Source organism: Paenibacillus sp. J22R3 (assembly GCF_056269305.1).
This window is the reverse complement of sequence record NZ_JBWDNS010000007.1, coordinates 216,780-239,943: the sequence shown is the minus strand read 5'-3', so window position 1 is coordinate 239,943 and position 23,164 is coordinate 216,780. Positions and strand designations below refer to the sequence as shown.

The following is a 23,164-nucleotide window of genomic DNA, read 5'->3' as shown; positions in this document are numbered from 1 at the left end:
CAGGTTGATAGGTTCGAGGTGGAAGTGCAGCAATGCATGCAGCTGACGAATACTAATCGGTCGAGGGCTTATCCTACGAACATCTGCTCGGATGTTCAACTTCGGACAACATCAGCTAATGAAAACCTTCGCAAAGGTTCGTATCCAGTTTTCAAGGCGCAAGCCTTGTACAATGTATCGCTAACGCGATCACCGTTTGGTGGCGATGGCGGAGGGGAACCACGCGTACCCATCCCGAACACGACCGTTAAGCCCTCCAGCGCCGATGGTACTTGGACCGCAGGGTCCTGGGAGAGTAGGACGTCGCCAAGCACGATGAACCGACCGTAATTATACGGTCGGTTTTTTGTTATGTTTTTACCAATGCTGGTTATATCTCCTACACAATTGTATGGAATGGCGGGCACATACTACTGGTAACGTAGTCATTCAACGTACTGGGGGTGCTAGCTGATGATGGCGAAGGACGGTATGAAGAAGATGAGCATGACGATGATTTTGTCGGGAATGATCGTCTGTGCAGGGTGCAATTCGGTTGATCGACAAGATCACATCAGTCTTCCTCCATTAAAGCAACAAAGTCAGACCAACACCGATCTACAACAACTGACTGTAAAACATAACAGCAGATTAGCCCCAAGCATGAAATCAACAACGAAGATCCTAACAAGCACAGCTACTACGAATAGCGAGCAATCCATTGTTGCAGGCTCTCGTAAAATTCACAAGCCGGATCAGCCGGTACGCGGTATTTATGTATCCGGATGGGTGGCAGGCAGTAAGAAACGGATGAACGCCCTTATTGATTTGTTAGACAAGACAGACCTCAACGCCATGGTGATTGATGTGAAGAATGATTACGGTCAATTGACTTACGACTCCGCTCTGCCGGCTGTGCATGCGATCGGGGCTGACCGTCATGTGGCGATATCGGATATCGAAGGATTAATAGCAAAGCTCAAAGCCAAGCACATCTATGTCATCGGAAGAATCGTCACCTTCAAAGATCCGCTCTATGCAAAGATGCATCCGAGCATGGCGCTGCAGAAGCAAGGCGGAGGCGTATGGAGAGACGTGCAAGGAAAGGCGTGGCTCAACCCTTTTCAGAAACAAGTGCGCCAATATAACGCTGCGATTGCCGGGGAAGCAGCTGCTAAGGGTTTTGATGAAATTCAATTCGATTATGTGCGTTTTCCCGATAACGGGGCAAAGGTGGATCGTGAAGTGCGGTATGGAGATCGCGAAGGAAGAACGAAGTCGGACGTGATCGCTTATTTTCTCCGGCAGGGAAGGACAAGCGTGCATAAATCCGGTGCCCGAATATCTGCTGATGTGTTCGGATTAGTGACCTCTTCTACGAATGATATGGGGATCGGACAATCGTGGCGGGCGGTTTCGAGTGCAGTAGATGTCATATCACCGATGACCTACCCATCGCATTATTCGACAGGCATGTACGGAGTAAAGCAGCCAGATCTCAATCCCTACCCCATTATCAGGCAGGCAATGATGGATGCGAAACGGCGAAATGCCATCATTCAGAGCAGCGGCATTGAGTCGACGGCAACGATTCGACCCTGGCTGCAAAGCTTTACGGCAAGATGGGTTCATCCGCATCAGCAATACGGCGCCGCACAGGTGAATAAGCAAATCCAAGCTGCACGCGAGCAAGGCATCCATGAATTTCTGCTGTGGAGTTCGAATTGCAAGTATGATTATCGTTCGTAATATGGACAAATTCCCCCTGCTCCCTTTGCCTTGACAGCCCCCTACCCCTCTGCTAATATTGCAATAATATACGCGAGCCTATTCAAAAACTGCGGTTTTTGAAAGCTCGTTTTGGGAACGTAAATTGCAAGAGGAGGAACAAGTCTGTGTGGGAAAATAAATTCGCCAAAGAAGGATTAACCTTCGATGACGTACTGTTAGTGCCGCGTAAATCGGAAGTCTTGCCGAGGGAAGTAGATGTATCTGTAACACTTGGCCCGAATGTGAAGCTGAACATTCCGCTGATGAGTGCGGGAATGGACACGGTAACAGAGGCTAAGCTTGCGATTTCTATGGCGCGTGAAGGCGGCATCGGTATTATTCATAAAAACATGTCTATTGCGCAACAAGCAGAAGAAGTAGATCGTGTTAAACGTTCGGAGAGCGGCGTTATTACCAATCCTTTCTCGCTGACAGCTGACCACCATGTGTACGATGCTGAAGAACTGATGGGCAAATACCGGATCTCCGGTGTACCTGTTGTAGATCAGAATAAGAAGCTGGTCGGGATCATTACGAACCGCGACCTTCGTTTCATTCATGATTACTCCATCAAGATCAGCGAAGTGATGACCAAAGAAAACCTGGTTACGGCTCCGGTCGGCACGACGCTCCAGCAAGCAGAGGTTCTTCTGCAGAAGCATAAAATCGAGAAGTTGCCTTTGGTGGATGAAACCAACACACTTAAAGGACTTATTACGATTAAAGATATCGAGAAAGCAATTCAATTCCCGCAATCGGCTAAAGACCGTCAAGGACGTTTGCTGTGCGGTGCTGCTGTCGGTATTGCAAAAGATACGCCGGAACGTGCGGAAGCACTTGTTAACGCCGGTGTTGACGTGCTTGTCATTGATACCGCGCACGGTCATCAGAAGAACGTTATTGAGATGGTACGTTTGCTTCGCAGCAAATACGAGGACCTCACTATTGTGGCCGGCAACGTGGCAACAGGGGAAGGTACACGTGAATTGATTCAAGCCGGTGCTTCCGTGATTAAAGTAGGTATGGGACCTGGTTCGATCTGTACGACTCGGATTATCGCAGGTATCGGTGTTCCTCAAATTACGGCGATCTACGATTGTGCTTCGGTTGCACGTGAATATAATGTACCGATCATTGCTGATGGCGGTATCAAGTATTCCGGTGATGTAACGAAAGCTATCGCTTCCGGCGCAAGCGCGATTATGATCGGCAGCTTGTTCGCAGGTACAGAAGAAAGCCCGGGCGAGTCGGAAATCTATCAAGGCCGCCGCTTCAAGGTATACCGCGGTATGGGCTCTATCGGCGCGATGAAAGAAGGCAGTAAGGACCGTTACTTCCAAGAGAACGAGAACAAGCTCGTTCCGGAAGGTATTGAAGGCCGCGTTGCTTACAAAGGACCATTGGCAGATACGGTTCACCAGCTTATCGGCGGACTTCGTTCCGGCATGGGCTACTGCGGCGCTGCGAATATCGAAGCGCTGAAGAACGACACGCAATTTGTGCGGATTACGAACGCAGGCCTGCGTGAAAGCCATCCGCATGATGTTCAAATCACGAAAGAAGCACCAAACTACTCGTTGTAATCAGAGTTACTGCGGCGCTTATATTTTCCTAGCATTAGTAAAGTAGAACTGCCCGGCAGGAAGATGGTGGGATTCACCGTTTTCCTGTCTTTCTTTTTTGGTAACAGCTCTCTTTGTGTTACAATACTAGAGAGAATGAATGATAGAAGAGGAGAGAAGACGTTGAAACCGAAAAAGGGCTGGGTACGCTTTGTACCGACCATTTGCGCGACTGTAATTGCTACGATGCTCACTGTTAATTTAGGTTCCCACACTACTTATGCCGCAGAAGTGACACCGAATCCGCTGGGAATAGAAGTTCGTTCAGCTGTCCTCATAGATGCAGATACCGGACAAGTACTCTATGCTGTAAATGCCGATAAAGCTTACCCGCCGGCAAGTATGACGAAGCTGATGACAGAGTATCTCGTACTGGAAGAGATTACAGCAGGTCGCTTGAAGCTGACAGACATGGTAACGACTTCGAAGGAAGCTTCAGACATTCCTCCTGATGGTTCCGCAATCTACTTGGCTGAAGGGGACGTACATTCGGTCAAAGATTTATATATGGCGATGGCTGTTCAGTCCGCTAATGACGCTACAATTGCTCTTGCCGACCACATTTCGGGAACAGAGCAAGCATTTGTTGCCAAGATGAACGAGACGGCGAAGGCGCTTGGACTGACAACGGCTAATTTTACAAGTGCGACGGGTCTAGCAGAGACGACTGTTATTTCGGCAGGCGATTTGGCTAAATTCGCAAGCATTCTGGTAAAGAAGCACCCTGAATTCCTTGAATTCTCAAGCACGCCAAGCTACAGATTCCGTGAGCGTGACAAGACGGACATGATTAATCTCAACTGGATGCTGGAATCGAACAAGAACGTGCAATCGTTTAAGCAATTTGCCTATCCGGGTGTGGACGGGATGAAAACCGGCTATATCGGTGCGGCAGGTTATTGCTTCACAGGAACGGCGAAACGCGGCGACTTGCGATTGATTTCGGTTGTCATGGATGCGGCTTCTAAATCCGCGCGATTCGTCCAAACGGCGAAATTGTTCGACTACGGATTTAATAATTTTGAGAAAAAGACGATTGTTGCGCCGAAGACGGTTGTAGAAACGGCAAAGACGGTCAAAATAAAGAAGGGTAAAAAGAAGGAAGTGCCGATCATGACGGCGTCCGACGTGACTTACCTCGTGAAAAAAAATGCAACGCCTAGCATTGAGCTGAAGAACGTAACGCTGAAATCGGAAGATGAGCTTGTAGCTCCGATTGCAAACGGTCAAGAAGTTGGCACAGCTACGTACGCGTATAAAGATCCGGATACGGGCAAGTCCATCGAGAAAACAGTGAAGCTGATTACTTCCGAGGAAGTGAAGAAGGCCAGCTGGTGGCGCCTGATGTTCCGCGCACTTGGTGGCTTTATCTCCGGCTTGTTCAAAGGGATCGTTGATTTGTTCTAGATAAATGAATAGGCAACCCGTTTACTTTGAATTGATGGTTGTCGATTTTTCTACTATGATGTAAAATTATTGGTTAGAGTAGCAAGTCCGGAACGATTCACATTCACGGATGACATTGCAAAAACTTTTTGGGAGGATTCACGAACATGGAAACAGGAACTTCACGCGTAAAACGCGGTATGGCTGAAATGCAAAAAGGCGGCGTCATTATGGACGTTGCGAATGCTGAGCAAGCAAAGATTGCTGAGGCGGCAGGCGCAACGGCTGTTATGGCCCTTGAGCGTGTACCTTCTGATATTCGTGCTGCAGGCGGCGTTGCCCGCATGGGAGACCCGACAATACTTGAAGAAGTAATGAAGGTTGTATCGATCCCGGTTATGGCTAAAGCTCGTATCGGGCATTATGTAGAGGCTCGCGTATTGGAAGCACTGGGTGCAGACTATATCGATGAGAGCGAAGTGCTCACGCCGGCTGACGAAGTATTCCATATCGACAAACGTGAGTTCACTGTACCGTTCGTATGTGGAGCGAAGGATCTTGGGGAAGCCCTTCGTCGTATCCAAGAAGGCGCAGCTATGATGCGTACGAAAGGCGAGCCGGGAACGGGCAACATCGTTGAAGCGGTACGTCATATCCGTTTGATCACAGGTCAAATCCGTAAGGTACAGAACTTGTCGAAGGACGAGCTGTATGCAGAAGCTAAAAACCTCGGCGTAAACTATGATCTGCTCCTGGATGTTCATCAAACAGGCAAGCTGCCGGTAGTAAACTTTGCAGCAGGCGGCGTGGCAACACCTTCCGATGCTGCATTGATGATGCATCTGGGCGCTGACGGCGTATTCGTGGGATCCGGTATTTTCAAATCCGATAATCCGGAGAAATTTGCCCGTGCTATCGTTGAAGCTACAACGCACTACACGGATTACAAGCTGATCGCAGAAGTGTCCAAAAACTTGGGCACGCCTATGAAAGGCATTGAAATTTCCAAGCTGAATCCTTCCGAGCGTATGCAGGATCGCGGCTGGTAATACCGGAAAGAAGGCATGAACCGATGAAGATTGGTGTACTGGCGCTTCAAGGCGCCGTTGCGGAACATATACGAAGCATAGAAGCCGCGGGTGGTGAAGGCGTCGCTATAAAGCGGACGGAACAGCTGCAAGAGCTGGACGGCCTCATCATTCCCGGCGGAGAGAGCACTACGATCGGTAAGCTGATGCGTCATTACGGCTTTATCGAGGCGATTCGTGATTTCTCCGAGCAAGGCAAGCCGATCTTCGGCACCTGTGCAGGTCTCATCGTACTTGCTAACCGTATTGAAGGCCAAGAGGATGCGCATCTGCAGCTGATGGACATGACTGTCGCTCGCAATGCATTCGGTCGTCAACGCGAAAGCTTCGAGACGGACTTGCCGATTAAAGGAATCGATGAGACGGTGCGCGCGGTATTTATCCGTGCACCGCTTATCAAAGAAGTATCGCCAAACGTGGACGTCCTGTCGACATATAACGGTGAAATTGTAACGGCACGCCAGGGGCATTTGCTGGCCTCGTCTTATCATCCGGAGCTGACAGACGATTATCGTCTGCACGCGTATTTCCTAGATATGGCGAAGGAAGCGGCGGCCGCTGCGGCTAAAGAATAACGGAGAAAGACTGCGTATGCGCAGTCTTTTTGCCGTTTGGGCTCTCATGGTATGTCTGTCCGTATGAAGGACGCTCCAAGAGGCAATAAATGAAAATGATAAAGAGAGGGGTTACCTTTCGTGTTAGATGTTAAATTGATGCGCAATGATTATGCTAAAGTAGAGCAAGCTCTGAAGAATCGCGGCAAGTCGCTTGATTTGATCGCAGGGTTCCCTGCGCTGGATGGCAAATGGCGCGATATGCTGCAGGAGACGGAACAGCTGAAGAACCGTCGTAACACCGTTTCGCAAGAGGTTGCGAAGCTGAAGAAGAGCGGCGGAGATGCAGAAGCGCTTATTCTTGAGATGCGCGAAGTTGGCGACCGCATTAAGGTGCTGGATGAAGAGATTCGTGCAGCAGAAGCGGATATTGCGGATCTTATGCTCGCAATCCCGAACGTACCGAATGAGTCGGTACCTGTTGGTGCATCGGAAGAAGATAACGTGGAAATTCGCCGTCATGGGGAAGTGCCTGCGTTTGATTTTGAACCGAAGGCGCATTTTGAAGTGGCACAGGATCTGGGGATTCTGGACTTCGAGCGCGCAGCGAAAGTAACCGGTTCGCGTTTCGTGTTCTACCGCGGTCTGGGGGCGCGTCTGGAGCGTGCATTGATTAACTTTATGATGGACTTACATAGTGATGAGCACGGCTACGAAGAAGTGCTGCCGCCTTATATCGTGAACCGCGATAGCTTGATCGGTACCGGCCAGCTGCCGAAATTTGAAGAGGATCTCTTCAAGATTGCGGATACCGAGTATTATCTGATTCCAACAGCAGAAGTACCTGTGACGAATATTCACCGCGAAGAAATTCTGTCTGCCGAAGATCTGCCGAAGAATTTCGTAGCTTACAGCGCTTGCTTCCGTTCGGAAGCCGGTTCAGCCGGACGCGATACGCGCGGTCTTATCCGCCAGCATCAGTTCAACAAGATCGAGCTGGTGAAGCTGGTTAAGCCTGAGGACTCCTATGCAGAGCTCGAGAAGCTTACTGCAAACGCTGAGAAAGTGCTGCAGCTGCTTGGCCTGCCTTACCGCGTACTGACGCTCTGCACAGGCGATATGGGCTTCACATCGGCGAAGACGTACGACCTTGAAGTATGGATTCCAAGCGGCGGCACATACCGTGAGATTTCCTCCTGCTCCAACTTCGAGGACTTCCAAGCGCGCCGTGCGAACATTCGTTACCGTCCGGAAGTGAAGAGCAAGCCGGAATTCGTGCACACGCTGAATGGCTCGGGACTTGCGGTGGGACGTACGGTTGCAGCGATTCTGGAGAACTTCCAGCAAGCTGACGGTACAGTCGTTGTACCGGAAGTGCTTCGCCCTTACATGGGCGGACTAGCCGTTATCGGACCACGTTAATACGAGCTTCATTATTATTGGACTGCAGGCGTAATTTGGAGTTGCTTATCCGAATTCGTCTGTGGTACAATATGTCTTGTGACCTTTTGAAATAGGTGACTTTATACATTGGAGAGGTACCGAAGCGGTCATAACGGGGCGGTCTTGAAAACCGTTAGGGGGCAACTCCACGTGGGTTCGAATCCCACCCTCTCCGCCATAACTTTTACAGCACAGCGCTCAAGCGATCATTCGCTTGGGCGCTTTTTTCCTATTTGCTTCACGTTCCAAGCCGCATAAAAAGGCAGCCAAAACCGCATATTATCGGCATGGAGGTGGTAAGCGATGAGCAAACACGACGAGTTGTCGATTGATCAACAGCAGCTGACTGCAGCATGGCAGCGTACGCTGCAGGAAACGATTCAACCTGCAGACCGCGCCGAGGTTCTGCCGGATGAGGCCGATCCAAAAGCTCTACGCGTCACGATTCATATAGCAGGACACCAGATGTACACGTTTGATTTTAAAGTGACCTATGTGGACAGCCGCGAAATTCAAACGACTTTAATTGATGTGGAGAAAGACGGACGTACGGTGGATGAACGCACGGACATTATTCAACAGCTCGTGCAAGATTATACCCGCCATATTCATGAGTGCGCACAGGCGCTGCACGGGCTGACGCATGCTTAACGGAGGTGGAGCCTAACACCCGGCAAGGGCTGTACGCCAAGCGAAAGGCAGGAGATACAAGCGATGACGAAGGCTAAAGGTACCGCAGATAAAAACTTAAGCAATGTCGTAGAAGACTTAGATCAGAACCCTGTTAACAGCCATCATGCGCAGCAGCTGCAGCAGGATACGAATGATCGCAGGCATCAGGATCAATTGAACCATGATGAACCATCGGATCTGTTTCATTCCCGGAGTTAACCCGACTATTTGATTAGAGAGGTGCTTTTGTAATGGGTAAACCCAAGAATGTTCCTGTACCTAATCCCTTTGAGAACAACGACTCCAAGTCGCGTTCAGGCGGTTCAAGTCAACAAGCGCCTCATAGCGGCTCGAAGAAGACGAAGCAGGCTAATCATGTGAGCCACAATAATCCAGAAGGATAAGCTGCAGCTCGTATAACAATCCACGTTCAGCCCTCGGAAGCCGGAGATTCACCGGTAGACGGGGGCTTTTTGCGTGCGGGCATGCCATGATTTTAACCTTTCGGATTGGGACGGGATGGGGTAAAATTGAAGGTGCTCATATGAGGAGAGGGGTTCTGAAATGAAAGTATTGAAACGGGGAACAGCCGCGCTGCTCGTGGCTTCGCTTGCCGTTCTGGCGGGGTGCAGCTCAGCGGCGTCACCGAAAGAAGCGATGATGGATGCGATGGCCAACAATCAGAAAGCAACCAGCATGACATATAAAGGAACATTGACCTTCAACGATTTGGTGCTGCCTCCGGCGGCAGCGGATGCTGCTGGGAATGCGAATTCGGCCATGACGTCGATGATGCTCTCCTTCTTGAAGGGGACCGTCATTAATGTACACGGTTCGGTTCAAAAATCGCCTATGCGTGCAGAGCTGACGATGGATGTTACGCTTGGCAGCGGCGATGTGAAAATCAACGCATCGATTCCAATGATCATTACAGAAGATAAAACATGGATTAAGGTACCGCAAATTCCGGGGCTTCCGCTGCCGGAGACGATTGCAGGCAAATTCGTGGAAATTGATATGAAGAAGCTTGAGCAGGAACAAGGCGCTGCCGATGTTGCAGCCTCCCCGCAGGTGGGACAGGACCTCCTGAAAGCACTGGTAGACAGCTTGGATGAGAAAACGTACTTCAGCGAGCCTGAAGCTGCGGATGTGAAAGGTTTGGCTGCCGATCATAAAGTCGATCAGCTCGTTCGTTTCTCGATCAACGAGAAGAATGTTGAAGCGGCGTGGACGGCGATTATGGAGAAGGCGGCGCCTCAGATCATTGATATTTTGCTCAATAATGAGGCTTATATGAAGCTGTTCAAGCTTACGAAGGCCGATCTTGAGGCTGCCAAGAAGGAGCTGGAGGGGAAAGAGGACGGTAAGGTCAAAGCGGCTGTCGACGAAATGAAGAAATCGATCAAGATCAACCAACTGGACGTTACCGGCGGGATTACGGACGAATATTTGACGTATGAAGGCTTGGATATGAATATCGAATCGACAGATTCCGCACAAGGGATGAAGCTGGGCATTCATTTCGACCTCTCCTTGGACGATATAAATAAGGAGATTAAATTTGAGTATGAGCTGCCGAAAGACGCGGTGCCTGTAGAGAAGATTCAGGAGATGCTGGGCTTGCCAAGCGGTTCGTAGAACGGGTTTAATCCTACTTTGAGATCGGGTAGGGGTTGGAAGGATGACACAGTCAGAATTGCAGGTCGCGGATTTATTTTATCGGAATCGTATTGTATTTATGGGCTTGATCGCGTCATCGGTTATTTCGGTTGGCAGCGTTATGGCGCTGAATTTAATTCCAGGTGCGGGTAAATGGATGATTCTTGCTATTTCCGTCGTGCTGCTCGCGGTTCTTGGGGTTATGCTGACTCGCAAGGCGGGTATGCACATATTCCCTTATGTCGCTGTCGGCGGGAGCGCGGCACTGACACTTTATCTTATGTTCGATGTCGTATCGATTACGAATTTCTTCTCGGTCTATTACATTGTAGCCATTGCGGTTATTTATATGAGATGGACGCCCTTGCTGTTAGGACTCAGTATCGGATTGTTCATGAACATCTACGTGTTAATTGTACAAGGTCCGAAGCTTGGCGAGCAGCTGAGTTCCAGTACGGCAATTGGGATCTTCGTGTACTTCGGGCTTGTGAGCGCGCTTCTGATTGCACTTGTTCAAGCGGGGAAGTACTTCGCGGCTCAAATGGAAACGATGCGTGCGCAGTCTGAAGTGGTAACGAAGCAGCAGACCGCTCAGAGAGAGCAATTGCTTGCGCAGGTGGAGTCGATTGCAAGCAATCTGATGCAAATTACAGAAGCCAGTGAAGCCAATCAAGCCTCGTTCCGCGAGATGACGCATGCTTTCCAAGAGATTACGGAAGGCGCGAATACGCAGGCTTCCTCTACCTCCGATATTTCGAGATTGGTGCAAGAAACGCATGTGCGGCTGGAGACGATGGACAATTCGCTTTATCAGCTGGAAGCCCAGTCAACAACAGCCAACAGTTCAACAACGAGCGGCGGCGAGAAAATGGACGAGCTTTACGAGACCATCTCGCAGTTCCAGCTCTCGGTTAAAGGGATGTCCGAGCAGATGGCGGCACTGGATGGGGTAATCGGGCACGTCAGTGAGTTTACGGAATCGATCGTCCGGATCGCAAGCGAAACGAACCTGCTTGCGCTTAACGCAAGCATCGAAGCGGCTAGAGCCGGGGAGTCCGGCCGTGGTTTCGCAGTTGTAGCAGGCGAGGTGCGTAAGCTGGCTGAGCTCTCAGCCGGGACGGCAGATGCGATCTCGGAGCAGCTCGAGAGCATGCAGAATCAAGCCGATGCTACGCGCGGCCTCATGAACGGGATTGGCCATCAGATGGCATCCAGCAGCCGGATTACGACGGATATGCGTGAAGCGTTCGTGGTCGTGCGTCAAACGGTGGAGCAGCTTGCACAGTCGCTGGAGCATTATCGCGACACTATGACCGCGATCCGCGGTGCAAGCAGCTCGATCGAGAGCGCGACGGAGAATGTGGCTGCGGTTAGCCAGCAGTCCTCCGCAACTATGGAGGAGCTGTCCGCAACGATTACTACGCTCGCGGAGCAGAACGAGCGTACGCTGCAGCGGATCAAAGAGGCGAGTGGTTCTGTACAGTCGCTGGTGAGTTAGATGGAGGAAGCCTTCAACATTACGTTGTGATGTTGGGGGCTTTTTTGCATGGGTAGGGTAAGTGTCGATGTCCCCGCATAGGATGTACTATCGGTAGTCCAAATCGGGCGTTGCCCATGAAAAGAGTGTGAAGGCGATGAAACATATCCGCGGATTCATAGTCGGTGCATTAACCGGAAGTATGATCATGCTTGCCATGCCGACAGTAGGTGCAGCGGTGAAGCAATATGTGCTCGGGGACGCCGCTTACCCGATTGTGGTGAACGGTACAACCTATGAAGATGAGAGCCTGCCAGTTATGAATTATAAGGGCAGCACCTATGTGCCGCTGCGAGCAGTCGGTGATTTACTGGGTGCAGGTGTAGAGTGGAACAACACGCTGAGACAGGTGGAGATTTCGTACGGTACCGGCGAAACGTCTGCGCAAAATAATGCGTTTCGCAACGTCGAGGTCTCCGGGAGCGGGGGCAAGTACAAGGTAACCGGCGAGGCGAGAGTGTTCGAGGCGATGATGAATTATGCTGTGGAGGACGGGCACAACTACTTGCTGGAGAAGAACTACATGCTTCCTGAAGGCGCGCCGGCTTGGTCGACCTTTGAGCTGAGTATTGTGATTCCAGCGAATAAGCTGCCGAAGAACGGAACCTTGATGCTGCAGATCTTCGAGTATAGCGCGAAGGACGGCGGTAAGGTAAACGTGCTCAATTTCCCACTTGAGACGTTTATGGAGTGAGCTGTTGGTCGCGTCGGTTAAGAGTGAACAAAACAAAGAGAACTCATACGCCAATGAGTTCTCTTTGTTTTTGGAAAGGCTCGTTAACTACACCGGTTATTTCGGTGGCTACTCTTGTCTATTGGTGAAGCAATCCAATCTGGGAAGGATACGAACCGCTTTTATTTCCTGCAGGAAAGGCAACATTATTACCCAATTTGAGGTTACTGCAGATTATTGTTGCACAATATGCAACATTTCGAAGGGAATGAGCAGATATTAGGCGATTTGAGAAGAAATTGCTGCAATAAATGCAGCATTTCCTCTACGAAGCCTTAATATCAGTTGAAATGTTGCACAAAAGGCAGCTTTTTAGAAGTGTGGCTGGACTTATTTGCCCGCGCCGTAATCTTTCCTTTATGCTGATCGGTAATGGATTTGGCGATGGCAAGGCCTAGGCCGTGTCCGCCTTGTTTGCGGGATCAAGATAGTAACAAGACGGCTAGAGCCGGAATTTGTAACGGTTGTCAGCGAGCCTATTTCATGAAAAATTGGACTTTTAAACCGCTAACGGTTGTGACAGAGGTTATATGCAGTAAAAGGGTTGATTCCGACTGAAAATTGATCATATAAGCTCATTGGCAACCGTTAGCGTATAAAACCCGGCTTTTTATGTGAAATAGCCACTGTCACAACCGTTACAATTCTGAATGCGGTGATTAGTGGGACCCTTGAAGCTTCGTGGCTACCAAATAGCTATTCGCACAAAAAAGAACCGCACACAGCTGCGGTTCTTTTGTATTTCAATTATGGCACACAAGCGAGGCAGCTCATGCTAGTTATGTTCGGATAGGATCGCGAAGATTTGGTGGTCTTCCCATTGGCCATTGATCTTTACGCCACGTCGCTCAATACCTTCTTTATGGAAGCCTGCCTTTTCTAAGACGCGCATTGAACCTGTATTACTCGGCATTACACCTGCATCAATGCGATGTAAGTGAAGTTCATGAAATGCAAATGCGACGGTTAACGAGACAGCTTCTGTCATAAGTCCCTTGCCGTTATAGTGCCCGTCCAATTGATAACCAATCATGCCCCGCTGAAGCGGACCGCGATAGATTTGGTTAAGGGACACGCTGCCGATCAAAGTGTCGGATTCCTTGAGGAAGATCCCGAAGTTATATTTCTTATCTTCTTCGCGCTGCTTGATCGAATCGCTAATAGACTGACGTTTCGATTCAAGCGTGTAGAAATCACTTGCGAAGAGGGGAGAATACTTCTGAAACAATTCGCGGTTTCTCACTTGCATATCAAGTAATGCTTCTGCATCCTGAACCTCTAAGAAACGAATATATACGCGGTCACCCGTAACATTCATCGTCATTTGCCTCCTGATTCTGTCTGCCCATTCACCGCCTGAAGCAATTTGCCTGTCAGGAATGTTCGTGATATAAAACAAAAAACCTGCAATGTGGCTTTTAAGAATAGCGCACCCCGTACGATTCGAACGTATGAATTGTACCTGTTTTGAGGGTTGTTTACAAAATTATATAGAAGAAAAATAGACCACTTAAGATAAATTTAAACTTTTTCCTACCCTTTTCTTAATGCGCCTGCCTTATTCTCAATCTATGGAAGGCAAGTGGACAACTACGACATTCTCTACGGCGGACAGAAGTCTGCGGAAGAAGCGGCAAACTTGATTCAGAACCGGATTACGACTGTATTGAACGAGTAAACGGAAGCTTTTATCGAAAAGATTGCAGCCCATCGAAGCGTGCTGAATGTTAAGGGATATGACAGAAAGGAGGGAAGAAATAATGAACGATGTGTTCAACGCGCTATATCAGAAGCACTATAAACGCTTTTATTATTATGCCTACTCCATTTTGCGGGATCACTTTCTGGCTCAAGACGCGGTACAAGAAACGTTTATCAAAATCTTCCGGGGGTTTAACACCCAGAAGGTCGATGACATTCAAGAGGCATTGCTCAATGTCATCTCCAGAAATACCGCGATCGATCTGTATAGGCAAAGAGTCAGAAGACAGGAATTCTCGCACGATCGCATAGAGATCATTTCGGGTGCCGTCGACGGGGGAATAGAGCGTTGCTTAGAAAACTTGGACGAGTACGAGGTGCTGCTAAATGGCTTGAAGCCGGAGCAGCGGAAGATGCTGCTGCTTGTATATGGCTACGGACTGACCTACAAACAGTTGGCATCGATCCAAAAAATATCGATCGGTGCCGTGAAGACGCAAATTCATCGCGCCAAGAAGAAGCTTCTGGCGATATCGCGCGATATGGAGCCTGCTTACTAAAATGGGACAACTCCTTCCAGGCAATGGAGCATGCAGCCCCAATTAACCTAAATGGTATACATTGCAAGGGGATTTAATTCGTTTTCCCGAGCAAGTATAAAAAAGACTCCTGCGGTATACGCAGGAGTCTTTGACTAATTCCTCTTCTATTACATGCCAACCTTGGCGGATAGTTCGTTAGAAAGTTCGTTGTAGACGTTGTGCCTTACGCCAAGCCTATCGCTTCATTTACGTTTGAACATACGCAGATGCAAAGCGGATTTGTATGAAATGGCGCGCCCGATACGATTCGAACGTACGACCTGCAGTTTAGGAAACTGTCGCTCTATCCTGCTGAGCTACGGGCGCGCGGCAAGGATAATAATAGCATGAATGCCAAATCGGGTGCAAGCAAGTCTATTAGTCCTATTGAGGCTGTATAACAGTGAGAAAATAGTCCTGATAAAAGGATTTTCTGATGAAAACTGTCGAAACTTTACCCCATTATCGGGGAGAAGTGTCGACAAGATTTTACAAAATTAATAGCATGCACCATATATAATGAATGTAGTTACTAACTGTAACTAAGTAGATGTGATAGGAGATGTACCGAGGGCGTCATGAATGACAAAATGAACCTACTCCATGAGTTGCAGGTGCTTCGTACAAAGCTGTTCGAAATGGCTGAAGCCCGCGGAAGTTTAACTGACCCTGAGGTACTTGCAATAAGTGAAGCTGCAGATGAACTTATCGTAACGCTACAACAGATTCAGCGAGAAGAACTAGTAAGCGATGCTGCTAGATACGCCTTCTCAGACGACGGAAAAAGAGGGTTAATAAATCCGAACATTCTTGCTGCATCAGACCGCCAAGTAGCTCAGTCTCATGATTGAAGCGAGGCTCCTGCAGTAAATTCATTAATGTGCCGGCGCAGCCTGCCTTGGGGTCGGTTGTGCCGTACACCACTTTTCGAATACGACTCTGTACCAGTGCCCCAGCACACATCGGACATGGCTCCAGCGTCACATAAAGCGTACAGTCCAGCAGCCTCCACGCATTCAAATGCTTGCTAGCCTCCCGAATCGCGATCATCTCCGCATGCGCGGTCGGATCTAAATTCGTCTCCCTCAAATTATAGCCCCTGCCGATGACTTCGCCATCCTTCACAATGACCGCGCCAATAGGCACCTCACCGATTTCTTCCGCTTTCTTCGCCTCCAGGATGGCTTCCTGCATCCACTTATAGTCTTCTTCTCGAAAAAAATCCGTCCCAATCGCCGTCATGAATTATGCCTCCGGTCCTGTTCTATATAATGAGTTATACCCATTCGACGTCAATCGACTGTCGAATTGTGCCGCGAACAAATATTCGTTGTTAACAGGTTGTGCATAGAATTGTGGATAACTCGTGATTATTCACAGATCTGTACACAAACTATTAAATTGTCCTGTGAATATGGGGAGAAACATGTGTATAACTATTGGGCATACCAACATATCGCACACCCGATTCGACTTTTTTTGCTCAGTGAAAAGAGGAAATGATGCGCGAGATTGCTTTCATTTTATGCCAATTATGGTATGATCCAAGTAGCTGTCAACAGGCTGGTGTCAAAGGATGTGTCGTATATTGTCGGTTAAAACTAAACTATCTGTCATGATTTCCTTGATTGTATTCGTGCTGCTCGTTCTTAATGTGATTCTGAACGAATATTCGACGCGGGTCAATCTAAGGGACGACATTCAGCTCAAAATGATGTCGATCAGTCAGCAGGTTGCGGCAAACGTCATTCAAAATACGAGGGAAATCGAATTCGTTCAAACGGTCTTGTCCGATAAGATGAAGTTGGCTTCGTTCTCTGCAGCGAGCCAGCTGCCGTATCATGCCGATGAGGTCACTTATGAGCAACTGAGACAGGTTGCAGAGAATGTTGGCGTTACGAGCATGTCTTTGCTAAAGCAGAAAGGCACAAAGTATTATGTCGTCCAATCGACTAATCCGCCGGAGATCGGCGATGCCAGTAATGTTTGGGCTTCACACAAATCTCAAACGATCGAGCAGGAGACGCTTAATTATGAGTTTTGGATAGGACCGGACAAGCTGACGCTGACCGACAATACGGTTCTGGGTCAAGAGAGCTTCTATACGGACCGTAACTTGGACTACATCATTCGATTCTATATGAAAAGCGACCAATTCACAGATATACGGAAGATCTCCCATACGACTTCATTGTTAGCGGAACTGAAGACGGGTAATCCGACGATACTGGAAATTACGGGATTTAATCCGGACCTGTTTGGTGACGAGCCCATTAAAGAAATTCCTTCTATCGTGAGCATCGAGCAGCTGAAGGAACGAGCGGTTTCGTTCGGCAGTTATGAATATGGGCAAATAGAGAAAGATAAGAAGAGTATGAAGGAATCGTTGCAGGGCAAAATGGTGTTCCGCGAGGAAACGATTAACGATCATGCCGTAATAAAGAGCTTTATTGCGCTGAAAGAGCCTGTTCCCTATGTGATTGGGCTTGTGTTCGACAAGGCGCCGATTATGAAGCTGGCGGATGAACAGCGTAACAATCAAATCTTTATTTCGATTGTGCTGCTTATCGTTGTTGTATTCTGCAGCTATTGGTTATCGGATATTCTGCTGCGGCCGGTCCGTTCGATACTGTGGAAGGTAAACGAGGTGTCCTTCGGGAGATTCGACGATACCATCGAGGTCAAGCGGAAGGATGAATTAGGGCAGCTGGCGCAGCGCGTGAATGCCATGTCGAAGAACCTCAACATCTATATGACGAAGCTGAAAATGGCGTTCGAAGAGAACCGATCCATGAAAGAGTATTTGGAATCATTCATTAATCATACGACAGATGCCATCCATGTCGTGGACTTGGACGGCCGCATTACACAGGTGAACCGAGCATTCGAGCAATTGTTCGGTTATACGACGGAAGAGGCGATCGGGCAGATGCTTCCGCTTGTTCCGGAGCATTTGTACGAAGAAGAGCAGCAAACCATGGAGCTGCTCAAATCGGGTAAGCCGCTCGCCGCTCGCGAGACGCTGCGAGTAACGAAGAACGGCGATTGGATATCCGTCAGTGCAACGACATCGCCAATCCAAGACAAGCACGGAGAGCTCCGTGCCATCGCGAGTATAACCCGCGATATGACAAGCCGTAACAAGATGGAGGAACTGCTGCGCAGGTCAGAGAAGCTCACGACAGTCGGCCAGCTGGCAGCCGGCGTAGCCCATGAAATTCGCAATCCGCTAACGACGCTGCGAGGATTTCTGCAGCTGCAGCTCGAAACCGAGAAGCTCAATACACGTCATGTGGATATTATGCTCTCGGAGCTTGATCGTATTAATTTGATCGTCAGCGAGTTTCTCATCCTGGCTAAACCGCAGGCGACGCGCTTTGAGGTGAAGGATGTTCGTTTTATTCTTGGCGATGTCATTTCATTGCTCGATAGCCAGGCACATCTGTGCGATATTGAGTTCGAGACGTATTTTGACCTAGAGAATTGCCGAATCTCGTGTGAAGAGAACCAGTTGAAGCAAGTGTTTATCAATGTGCTCAAAAATGCGATCGAAGCGATGCCGGAGGGCGGGCGGATCACGATTGAAGCGAGGCGGAATGATCAGCACCATGTCAACGTATCCATTACGGATGAAGGAATCGGCATTCCGGAAGAGCGGATCGCGAAGCTGGGTGACCCATTCTACACCGATAAGGATATGGGAACCGGGCTCGGTATCATGGTCAGCCAGCGCATTATTCAGACGCATCAAGGGATGCTGGAGATCAAGAGCAAAGTGAATGTGGGTACGACGGTGAACATCCTGCTGCCGCTAAACAAAGAGCAGGCGCTTCTTGAAGTTTAAGTAGCTTGGGTAGCTGCATGGATGGCCACGTTCTATGAACAATACATACAAGAAGGTGATAGGCATGGAGGCATCGGCGCCATACAAAGCGCTCCTGGTTGGAGCTACCGGTCTTGTGGGTGCTTCACTGCTGCGGCAATTGCTGCAAGACAGCAGATGCAGCGCCGTTACGATTCTCGTCCGCAGGCCGCTCCGTACTACTGCTGACGAGATCGGCTCGAACAGGAAGCTGACGGTGATCACAGCGGATTTCGACCGCATGGATGAGGCGCTGGCCGGCGTAGAAGCGGATATCGTCTTCTGCACGCTGGGCACAACGATCAAGAAGGCCAAGACGCAAGAAGCCTTTCGGCAGGTAGACTTGGCGTATCCGGTGGCACTTGGGGAATGGGCGGCGCGGCACGGAGCGGCGAAGATGATCATTGTTTCCGCTATGGGAGCGAATGCATCGTCCTCGATCTTCTATAACCGGGTCAAAGGTGAGATGGAGGCGCAGCTGAGCGCACTTGGCTTGCGGGAGCTGCACATTGTGCGACCGTCTCTGCTGCTGGGGAAGCGGGAAGAGTTCAGGCTCGGGGAGAAGGCGGCTATCTTACTCACGCCGCTGCTGAAGCTCATCATGCAAGGCGCGCTTCGTAAGTACCGACCTGTTGAAGCAGAGGATGTCGCTGCTTTCATGGTTAGCTTGTGCCGCCCGGCTGTCGCGATTACGGGGCAAGAAGCGGGAACTTTCGTAAAAATCTATGAAAATGATGCAATACAAGCTAAAATACAGCTATAAGAAGCACTTTTCATGCGGGGTGAACACGGCAGTTGAGGATTAACAAGTTTATTAGCGAAACAGGCTATTGTTCCAGACGTGAAGCGGATAAGTTGGTAGAGGGCGGACGCGTTTCCATTAATGGCGTCACGGCTGAGCTTGGCAGCCAAGCGGAGCTTGGTGACGATGTACGGATCGATGGGAAAGTGATCGGCGAGCAGAAAGGCCATGTCTATATTGCACTGAACAAGCCGGTTGGCATCACAAGCACAACCGAATCGCAGGTCGAGGGCAATATTGTTGAATATATCGGGCATCCGGAGCGGATTTTTCCAATTGGCCGACTGGACAAGGATTCGGAAGGGCTAATTCTGCTTACGAATGATGGCGATATCGTCAACCGAATTCTGCGGGCGGAAGGCAAACACGAGAAGGAATATATCGTGACCGTAGACCGGCCTGTCACGCCACGATTTCTGAAGGCGATGAGTGAAGGCGTTCGTATACTAGGCGCGATGACGCTGCCTTGTAAGGTAGTGAAGGAAGGCGACCGCGTATTCCGGATTACGCTGACCGAAGGAAAGAACCGACAGATTCGGCGGATGTGCCAGACGTTCGACTACAATGTCAGGAAGCTGCGCCGCGTGCGGATTATGAATATTCAATTAGGACAGCTTGCGAGCGGCAAATGGCGCGACCTTACGAATGGCGAGCTGAAGGAACTGTTCACGCTGCTCAACTATCAATAAGTTTCGACACTTTTCCCGGGAAATAAGAAGAAACCAACATCGTCCGACATGGGGTCGGCGGTGTTGGTTTCTTGTAATTCTAAGCAACGTGTAGGCGTTCCTATACGTTGCTTAGAGTCGTTTAAACGGTCGATTTTACCTCTATAGCTAGCAATAATAACATTTGTAATCCTAGAATACATGAAGTAAAATTATATAGGATTGTCAACGCTTTGCATAGAGGTATTTATAAAAAAATATATTCAAACAGGATGTGCGTTTGTTAATGAGCAACAAGGCCGTCATATTGGGATGTAATTATTATATAGGTTTAAGCACGATTCGTTGCTTAGGCATTCATGGCATACATACGGTTGCGGTCGATTATACGGATAAAAACACGTATGCCGTGAAGTCCAAATATTGCTCAGAGCGGCTGATTGCGCCTCACTATAAAGAAGACCCGAAAGGTTTTATTCAATTTCTGAAGGCTTATGCGGACAAGCAGACCGTGAAGCCGGTTCTCATTCCTTGCCACGATTCCTATGTAGAAGTGGTGGACGAGTATCTCGATGAATTGAGAGAGAGTTTCTTGATTCCACAGACGGAGAAAGGTCTCTATACGAAGCTGATGAACAAGGAAACACTGCAGCGAATCGCATTAGAGATGGGTGTAGCGGTTCCGGAAACGGTTCGTGTTGGCGAAGACAATTTCCAAGAGAAAATCGACACGATTATTCAATATCCATGCATTATTAAACCTGTTGATTCCCCGTCATTCGTAGCTAAGTTTCGCAAGAAGCTATTTAAGGTGAATAACCAGACAGAGCTGGAAGCAGCGATTGCACGCTCACATGAAGCGGGTCTTGAAGTTATCGTACAGCGTATCATTCCAGGCTTCGACGATCATATGTATACGTTCGACGCCTATATGAACCAGGATGCGAAGGTGACGCACTGGGTAACCTGCCAGAAATTCCGCCAATATCCGATTAACTTCGGTGCTTCCGTATACACGGGGCAGCGGTATGTTCCTGAACTGTATGACCTTGGTGCCAAATTCTTCGAAGCCGTGAAGTTCAAAGGTTTCGCGGAGATCGAGTTCAAGAAGGATGCCGTAACAGGCCAATACTACTTAATCGAAATCAACGTTCGGATAACGAATTTAAATAACCTCTTGTACCGCACAGGCGTGAATATTCCTTATATTACGTACCGCGAGCTGACAGGCTCGCCGCTGCCGCCGCATGCGGTCAAGAAGGATACGGGTCTTGTATTCTGGTATGCGTATGAGGATCTGCTGGCGGTTCGCAACTATATCAAGACTAAGCAGCTTACCGTGGGACAAGTTTTCGCTTCGTATTTCAAGCCTAAGGCGCACGCGATCTGGGATTGGAAGGATCCGAAGCCGGCTTTCGCGTTTCTAGGTATGTTAGCAGGCAAAGCATTAGGCAGATTCAGCAGATAATCGACGATCGATTACAAAGCAGGCGCTATAAGACGGACGTCAACTTGGTGCTATGCGGGTAGAAAGAAGGGATTCATTCTATGACTAGATTACAGGAACTGCTTCAAGCGACAACGATTATCGAGTCGTTCCAGGCGGAGGATCTCACGATCAGCGGCATTTCTTATCATTCACGGAAGGTGTCACCGGGGCACCTATTCGTTTGTATAACTGGCTATAGCACGGATGGTCACAAGTATTTGCGCGATGCGGTTAGAAGCGGCGCGGTTGCCGCAATTGTTGAGTATATCCAAGAAGATGTGCCGATTCCGCAATATGTCGTGCCTAACAGCCGCATTGCGATGGCGCAGCTGGGGGATGCTTACTTCGGTCATCCGTCCTCGAAGCTGAAGATGATCGGCATTACGGCGACCAACGGGAAAACAAGCACGACCTATATGACCAATGCGATTCTGGAGCATCATGGTCTCAAGACCGGACTCATGGGTACGGTTATTATCAAAATCGATGATGTACAGATTCCATCCGAGCTGACGACGCCGGAATCGCTTGATCTGCAGTCCTATCTGGGCCAAATGGTTGATCGCGGCGTATCGCATGTCAGCATGGAGGTTTCCTCGGCCGCGCTGGAGTCGCACCGAGTAGAGACGGTAGATTACGATATTGTTTGCTTCAATAACTTAAGCCGCGAGCATATTGATTCTCATGGGACGTTCGAGAATTATTTTGAGGCTAAGGCGAGCTTGATTAAACGGGCCGGGGAGCATAGCTATGCTGTGCTTAACCTGGATAACGAGTATTCGGCTTCGTTGGTCGATCAGACAAGCGCGAAGGTCGTGACTTACGGTCTGAAGAGCAGCGAGGGTACGCTGTATTGCAAGGATCTGGATTTGTCGACCGGACGCGCCAAGTTTACGGTTGAAATTAGGAAGCCGTTCGAGGGAGACGGAGTCGCGTATACGCCTAGCGAGTTCCGCGTTGAGCTGCGCATTCCGGGGCTGCATTCGGTCTACAACTCGATGGCGGCAATCGCAATAGCGCTGCTGTGCGGCGTACCCATTGCAACGATTCAGGAAACGCTGCGGACCTTCGGCGGTGTAGAGCGCAGATTCGAGTTTATTCACGAAGATGCGTTCATTATGATCGATGATCATTTTGCCAATCCGGGGAACATCGACGTGACGCTGGAAACGCTGCGGTACATGGACTATGAGCAGTGCCATTTTGTCTACGCAATCCGTGGCAATCGTGGGCCGATCATTAATCGTGAGAATGCAGAAGCGATCGTGAAATGGATGAACCGTCTCGAGATGAATGAGATTATCGCGACGCGCAGTGAGTCTCATGTGAACAAGAACAATACCGTTTCCGACGAGGAAGCGGATGTGTTCATGGAAGTGATGGCGGAAGCGAACATGGACGTGAAGCTGTATCGTGAGCTGCCGGATGCGATCTCCTATGCGCTGTCGAAGGCAGAACGCGGAGATGTGATTCTGCTGGCGGGCTGTCAAGGGATGGACCCGGGGGCGGAAATTGCGTTAAAGCTGCTGAACGATACGAAATCGGCGGTTTCGGAGCAAGGCCAAGAAGGGTAACGAATAACGAATGCTATAGATTAACTCATATAAAGTAGGTTGAA

The 23,164-nt window shown here is 49.2% G+C and carries 21 protein-coding genes, 2 tRNA genes, 1 rRNA gene and 1 pseudogene; 21 read left to right on the top strand and 4 right to left on the bottom strand.

Annotation, left to right across the window (positions count from 1 at the left end; all coding sequences use genetic code 11):
- The first annotated feature begins 195 nt into the window (after positions 1-195).
- The 14 genes from rrf to AC0YN4_RS27030 all read left to right on the top strand — a co-directional run bounded on the left by rrf (position 196) and on the right by AC0YN4_RS27030 (position 12,404).
- Positions 196-312, top strand: a 5S ribosomal RNA gene (gene rrf, locus AC0YN4_RS27095).
- Positions 313-453: 141 nt separating this feature from the next.
- Entirely contained in the window at positions 454-1,728 is a 1,275-nt protein-coding gene (locus AC0YN4_RS27090) for a putative glycoside hydrolase (protein ID WP_475837281.1), read from the top strand.
- A 146-nt stretch (positions 1,729-1,874) separates the two neighbouring features.
- The gene (guaB, locus tag AC0YN4_RS27085; protein ID WP_475783642.1) at positions 1,875-3,332 is read left to right on the top strand and encodes an IMP dehydrogenase; all 1,458 of its coding nucleotides are present in this window, start codon (positions 1,875-1,877) and stop codon (positions 3,330-3,332) included.
- A 162-nt stretch (positions 3,333-3,494) separates the two neighbouring features.
- Positions 3,495-4,778 (top strand): D-alanyl-D-alanine carboxypeptidase family protein, encoded by a 1,284-nt coding sequence (locus AC0YN4_RS27080; RefSeq protein ID WP_475783643.1) that lies wholly within the window; start codon positions 3,495-3,497, stop codon positions 4,776-4,778.
- A gap of 146 nt (positions 4,779-4,924) precedes the next feature.
- Complete coding sequence (pdxS, locus tag AC0YN4_RS27075; RefSeq protein ID WP_475783644.1) at positions 4,925-5,806, top strand: pyridoxal 5'-phosphate synthase lyase subunit PdxS; 882 nt, start codon at positions 4,925-4,927, stop codon at positions 5,804-5,806.
- A 23-nt stretch (positions 5,807-5,829) separates the two neighbouring features.
- Positions 5,830-6,420: a pyridoxal 5'-phosphate synthase glutaminase subunit PdxT gene (gene pdxT, locus AC0YN4_RS27070; RefSeq protein WP_475783645.1), complete on the top strand. Its 591-nt coding sequence runs from the start codon at positions 5,830-5,832 to the stop codon at positions 6,418-6,420.
- A gap of 120 nt (positions 6,421-6,540) precedes the next feature.
- Positions 6,541-7,821 (top strand): serine--tRNA ligase, encoded by a 1,281-nt coding sequence (gene serS / locus AC0YN4_RS27065; RefSeq protein ID WP_475783646.1) that lies wholly within the window; start codon positions 6,541-6,543, stop codon positions 7,819-7,821.
- Between the two features lie 110 nt (positions 7,822-7,931).
- Positions 7,932-8,020, top strand: a tRNA-Ser gene (locus AC0YN4_RS27060).
- A gap of 125 nt (positions 8,021-8,145) precedes the next feature.
- The gene (locus AC0YN4_RS27055) at positions 8,146-8,493 is read left to right on the top strand and encodes a hypothetical protein (protein ID WP_475783647.1); all 348 of its coding nucleotides are present in this window, start codon (positions 8,146-8,148) and stop codon (positions 8,491-8,493) included.
- Positions 8,494-8,556: 63 nt separating this feature from the next.
- A complete protein-coding gene (locus tag AC0YN4_RS27050; RefSeq protein WP_192043408.1) occupies positions 8,557-8,733 on the top strand; it encodes a hypothetical protein in 177 nt (58 codons plus the stop codon).
- Positions 8,734-8,765: 32 nt separating this feature from the next.
- On the top strand, positions 8,766-8,918 hold the full coding sequence (locus tag AC0YN4_RS27045) for a small acid-soluble spore protein P (RefSeq protein ID WP_475783648.1): 153 nt from the start codon (positions 8,766-8,768) through the stop codon (positions 8,916-8,918).
- Positions 8,919-9,078: 160 nt separating this feature from the next.
- The gene (locus AC0YN4_RS27040) at positions 9,079-10,152 is read left to right on the top strand and encodes a hypothetical protein (RefSeq protein WP_475783649.1); all 1,074 of its coding nucleotides are present in this window, start codon (positions 9,079-9,081) and stop codon (positions 10,150-10,152) included.
- A gap of 43 nt (positions 10,153-10,195) precedes the next feature.
- A complete protein-coding gene (locus AC0YN4_RS27035) occupies positions 10,196-11,671 on the top strand; it encodes a methyl-accepting chemotaxis protein (protein WP_475837280.1) in 1,476 nt (491 codons plus the stop codon).
- A gap of 136 nt (positions 11,672-11,807) precedes the next feature.
- A complete protein-coding gene (locus tag AC0YN4_RS27030) occupies positions 11,808-12,404 on the top strand; it encodes a Gmad2 immunoglobulin-like domain-containing protein (protein ID WP_475783651.1) in 597 nt (198 codons plus the stop codon).
- Positions 12,405-12,724: 320 nt separating this feature from the next.
- On the opposite strand, the pseudogene AC0YN4_RS27025 reads toward AC0YN4_RS27030, so the two are convergent.
- Both AC0YN4_RS27025 and AC0YN4_RS27020 read right to left on the bottom strand, forming a co-directional pair.
- Positions 12,725-12,850 (bottom strand): annotated as a pseudogene (locus AC0YN4_RS27025) (hypothetical protein); the annotation flags it as partial.
- A 368-nt stretch (positions 12,851-13,218) separates the two neighbouring features.
- The gene (locus tag AC0YN4_RS27020; protein WP_475837279.1) at positions 13,219-13,761 is read right to left on the bottom strand and encodes a GNAT family N-acetyltransferase; all 543 of its coding nucleotides are present in this window, start codon (positions 13,759-13,761) and stop codon (positions 13,219-13,221) included.
- Positions 13,762-14,203: 442 nt separating this feature from the next.
- Between AC0YN4_RS27020 and AC0YN4_RS27015 the strand changes: the two genes are divergently transcribed.
- A complete protein-coding gene (locus AC0YN4_RS27015; RefSeq protein ID WP_475837278.1) occupies positions 14,204-14,704 on the top strand; it encodes an RNA polymerase sigma factor in 501 nt (166 codons plus the stop codon).
- A gap of 271 nt (positions 14,705-14,975) precedes the next feature.
- Here the strand turns inward: AC0YN4_RS27015 and AC0YN4_RS27010 are convergent.
- Positions 14,976-15,052 (bottom strand) — tRNA-Arg (locus AC0YN4_RS27010).
- Between the two features lie 251 nt (positions 15,053-15,303).
- Here AC0YN4_RS27010 and AC0YN4_RS27005 point away from each other — a divergent pair.
- Entirely contained in the window at positions 15,304-15,576 is a 273-nt protein-coding gene (locus tag AC0YN4_RS27005) for a Spo0E family sporulation regulatory protein-aspartic acid phosphatase (protein WP_475837277.1), read from the top strand.
- Here AC0YN4_RS27005 and tadA read toward each other — a convergent pair.
- Entirely contained in the window at positions 15,482-15,967 is a 486-nt protein-coding gene (tadA, locus tag AC0YN4_RS27000; protein ID WP_090983895.1) for a tRNA adenosine(34) deaminase TadA, read from the bottom strand. The genes AC0YN4_RS27005 and tadA overlap by 95 nt on opposite strands.
- A gap of 373 nt (positions 15,968-16,340) precedes the next feature.
- Here tadA and AC0YN4_RS26995 point away from each other — a divergent pair, with 373 nt between their 5' ends.
- The 5 genes from AC0YN4_RS26995 to AC0YN4_RS26975 all read left to right on the top strand — a co-directional run bounded on the left by AC0YN4_RS26995 (position 16,341) and on the right by AC0YN4_RS26975 (position 23,120).
- On the top strand, positions 16,341-18,569 hold the full coding sequence (locus tag AC0YN4_RS26995; protein ID WP_475837276.1) for a PAS domain S-box protein: 2,229 nt from the start codon (positions 16,341-16,343) through the stop codon (positions 18,567-18,569).
- Between the two features lie 34 nt (positions 18,570-18,603).
- A complete protein-coding gene (locus AC0YN4_RS26990) occupies positions 18,604-19,350 on the top strand; it encodes an NAD(P)H-binding protein (protein WP_475837275.1) in 747 nt (248 codons plus the stop codon).
- A 32-nt stretch (positions 19,351-19,382) separates the two neighbouring features.
- Positions 19,383-20,078 (top strand): 23S rRNA pseudouridine(2604) synthase RluF, encoded by a 696-nt coding sequence (gene rluF, locus AC0YN4_RS26985; protein WP_090983899.1) that lies wholly within the window; start codon positions 19,383-19,385, stop codon positions 20,076-20,078.
- Positions 20,079-20,343: 265 nt separating this feature from the next.
- Complete coding sequence (locus AC0YN4_RS26980; protein WP_475837274.1) at positions 20,344-21,525, top strand: carboxylate--amine ligase; 1,182 nt, start codon at positions 20,344-20,346, stop codon at positions 21,523-21,525.
- A gap of 80 nt (positions 21,526-21,605) precedes the next feature.
- Complete coding sequence (locus tag AC0YN4_RS26975) at positions 21,606-23,120, top strand: Mur ligase family protein (RefSeq protein WP_475837273.1); 1,515 nt, start codon at positions 21,606-21,608, stop codon at positions 23,118-23,120.
- The last annotated feature ends 44 nt before the right edge of the window (positions 23,121-23,164 follow it).

Coding starts and splice junctions, on each gene's coding strand:
- AC0YN4_RS27090 (WP_475837281.1), top strand. CDS start 454: ATGATGGCGAAGGACGGTATGAAGAAGATGAGCATGACGATGATTTTG.
- pdxS (WP_475783644.1), top strand. CDS start 4,925: ATGGAAACAGGAACTTCACGCGTAAAACGCGGTATGGCTGAAATGCAA.
- pdxT (WP_475783645.1), top strand. CDS start 5,830: ATGAAGATTGGTGTACTGGCGCTTCAAGGCGCCGTTGCGGAACATATA.
- AC0YN4_RS27055 (WP_475783647.1), top strand. CDS start 8,146: ATGAGCAAACACGACGAGTTGTCGATTGATCAACAGCAGCTGACTGCA.
- AC0YN4_RS27050 (WP_192043408.1), top strand. CDS start 8,557: ATGACGAAGGCTAAAGGTACCGCAGATAAAAACTTAAGCAATGTCGTA.
- AC0YN4_RS27045 (WP_475783648.1), top strand. CDS start 8,766: ATGGGTAAACCCAAGAATGTTCCTGTACCTAATCCCTTTGAGAACAAC.
- AC0YN4_RS27040 (WP_475783649.1), top strand. CDS start 9,079: ATGAAAGTATTGAAACGGGGAACAGCCGCGCTGCTCGTGGCTTCGCTT.
- AC0YN4_RS27035 (WP_475837280.1), top strand. CDS start 10,196: ATGACACAGTCAGAATTGCAGGTCGCGGATTTATTTTATCGGAATCGT.
- AC0YN4_RS27030 (WP_475783651.1), top strand. CDS start 11,808: ATGAAACATATCCGCGGATTCATAGTCGGTGCATTAACCGGAAGTATG.
- AC0YN4_RS27020 (WP_475837279.1), bottom strand. CDS start 13,761: ATGAATGTTACGGGTGACCGCGTATATATTCGTTTCTTAGAGGTTCAG.
- AC0YN4_RS27015 (WP_475837278.1), top strand. CDS start 14,204: ATGAACGATGTGTTCAACGCGCTATATCAGAAGCACTATAAACGCTTT.
- AC0YN4_RS27005 (WP_475837277.1), top strand. CDS start 15,304: ATGAATGACAAAATGAACCTACTCCATGAGTTGCAGGTGCTTCGTACA.
- tadA (WP_090983895.1), bottom strand. CDS start 15,967: ATGACGGCGATTGGGACGGATTTTTTTCGAGAAGAAGACTATAAGTGG.
- AC0YN4_RS26995 (WP_475837276.1), top strand. CDS start 16,341: ATGATTTCCTTGATTGTATTCGTGCTGCTCGTTCTTAATGTGATTCTG.
- AC0YN4_RS26990 (WP_475837275.1), top strand. CDS start 18,604: ATGAACAATACATACAAGAAGGTGATAGGCATGGAGGCATCGGCGCCA.
- AC0YN4_RS26980 (WP_475837274.1), top strand. CDS start 20,344: ATGAGCAACAAGGCCGTCATATTGGGATGTAATTATTATATAGGTTTA.
- AC0YN4_RS26975 (WP_475837273.1), top strand. CDS start 21,606: ATGACTAGATTACAGGAACTGCTTCAAGCGACAACGATTATCGAGTCG.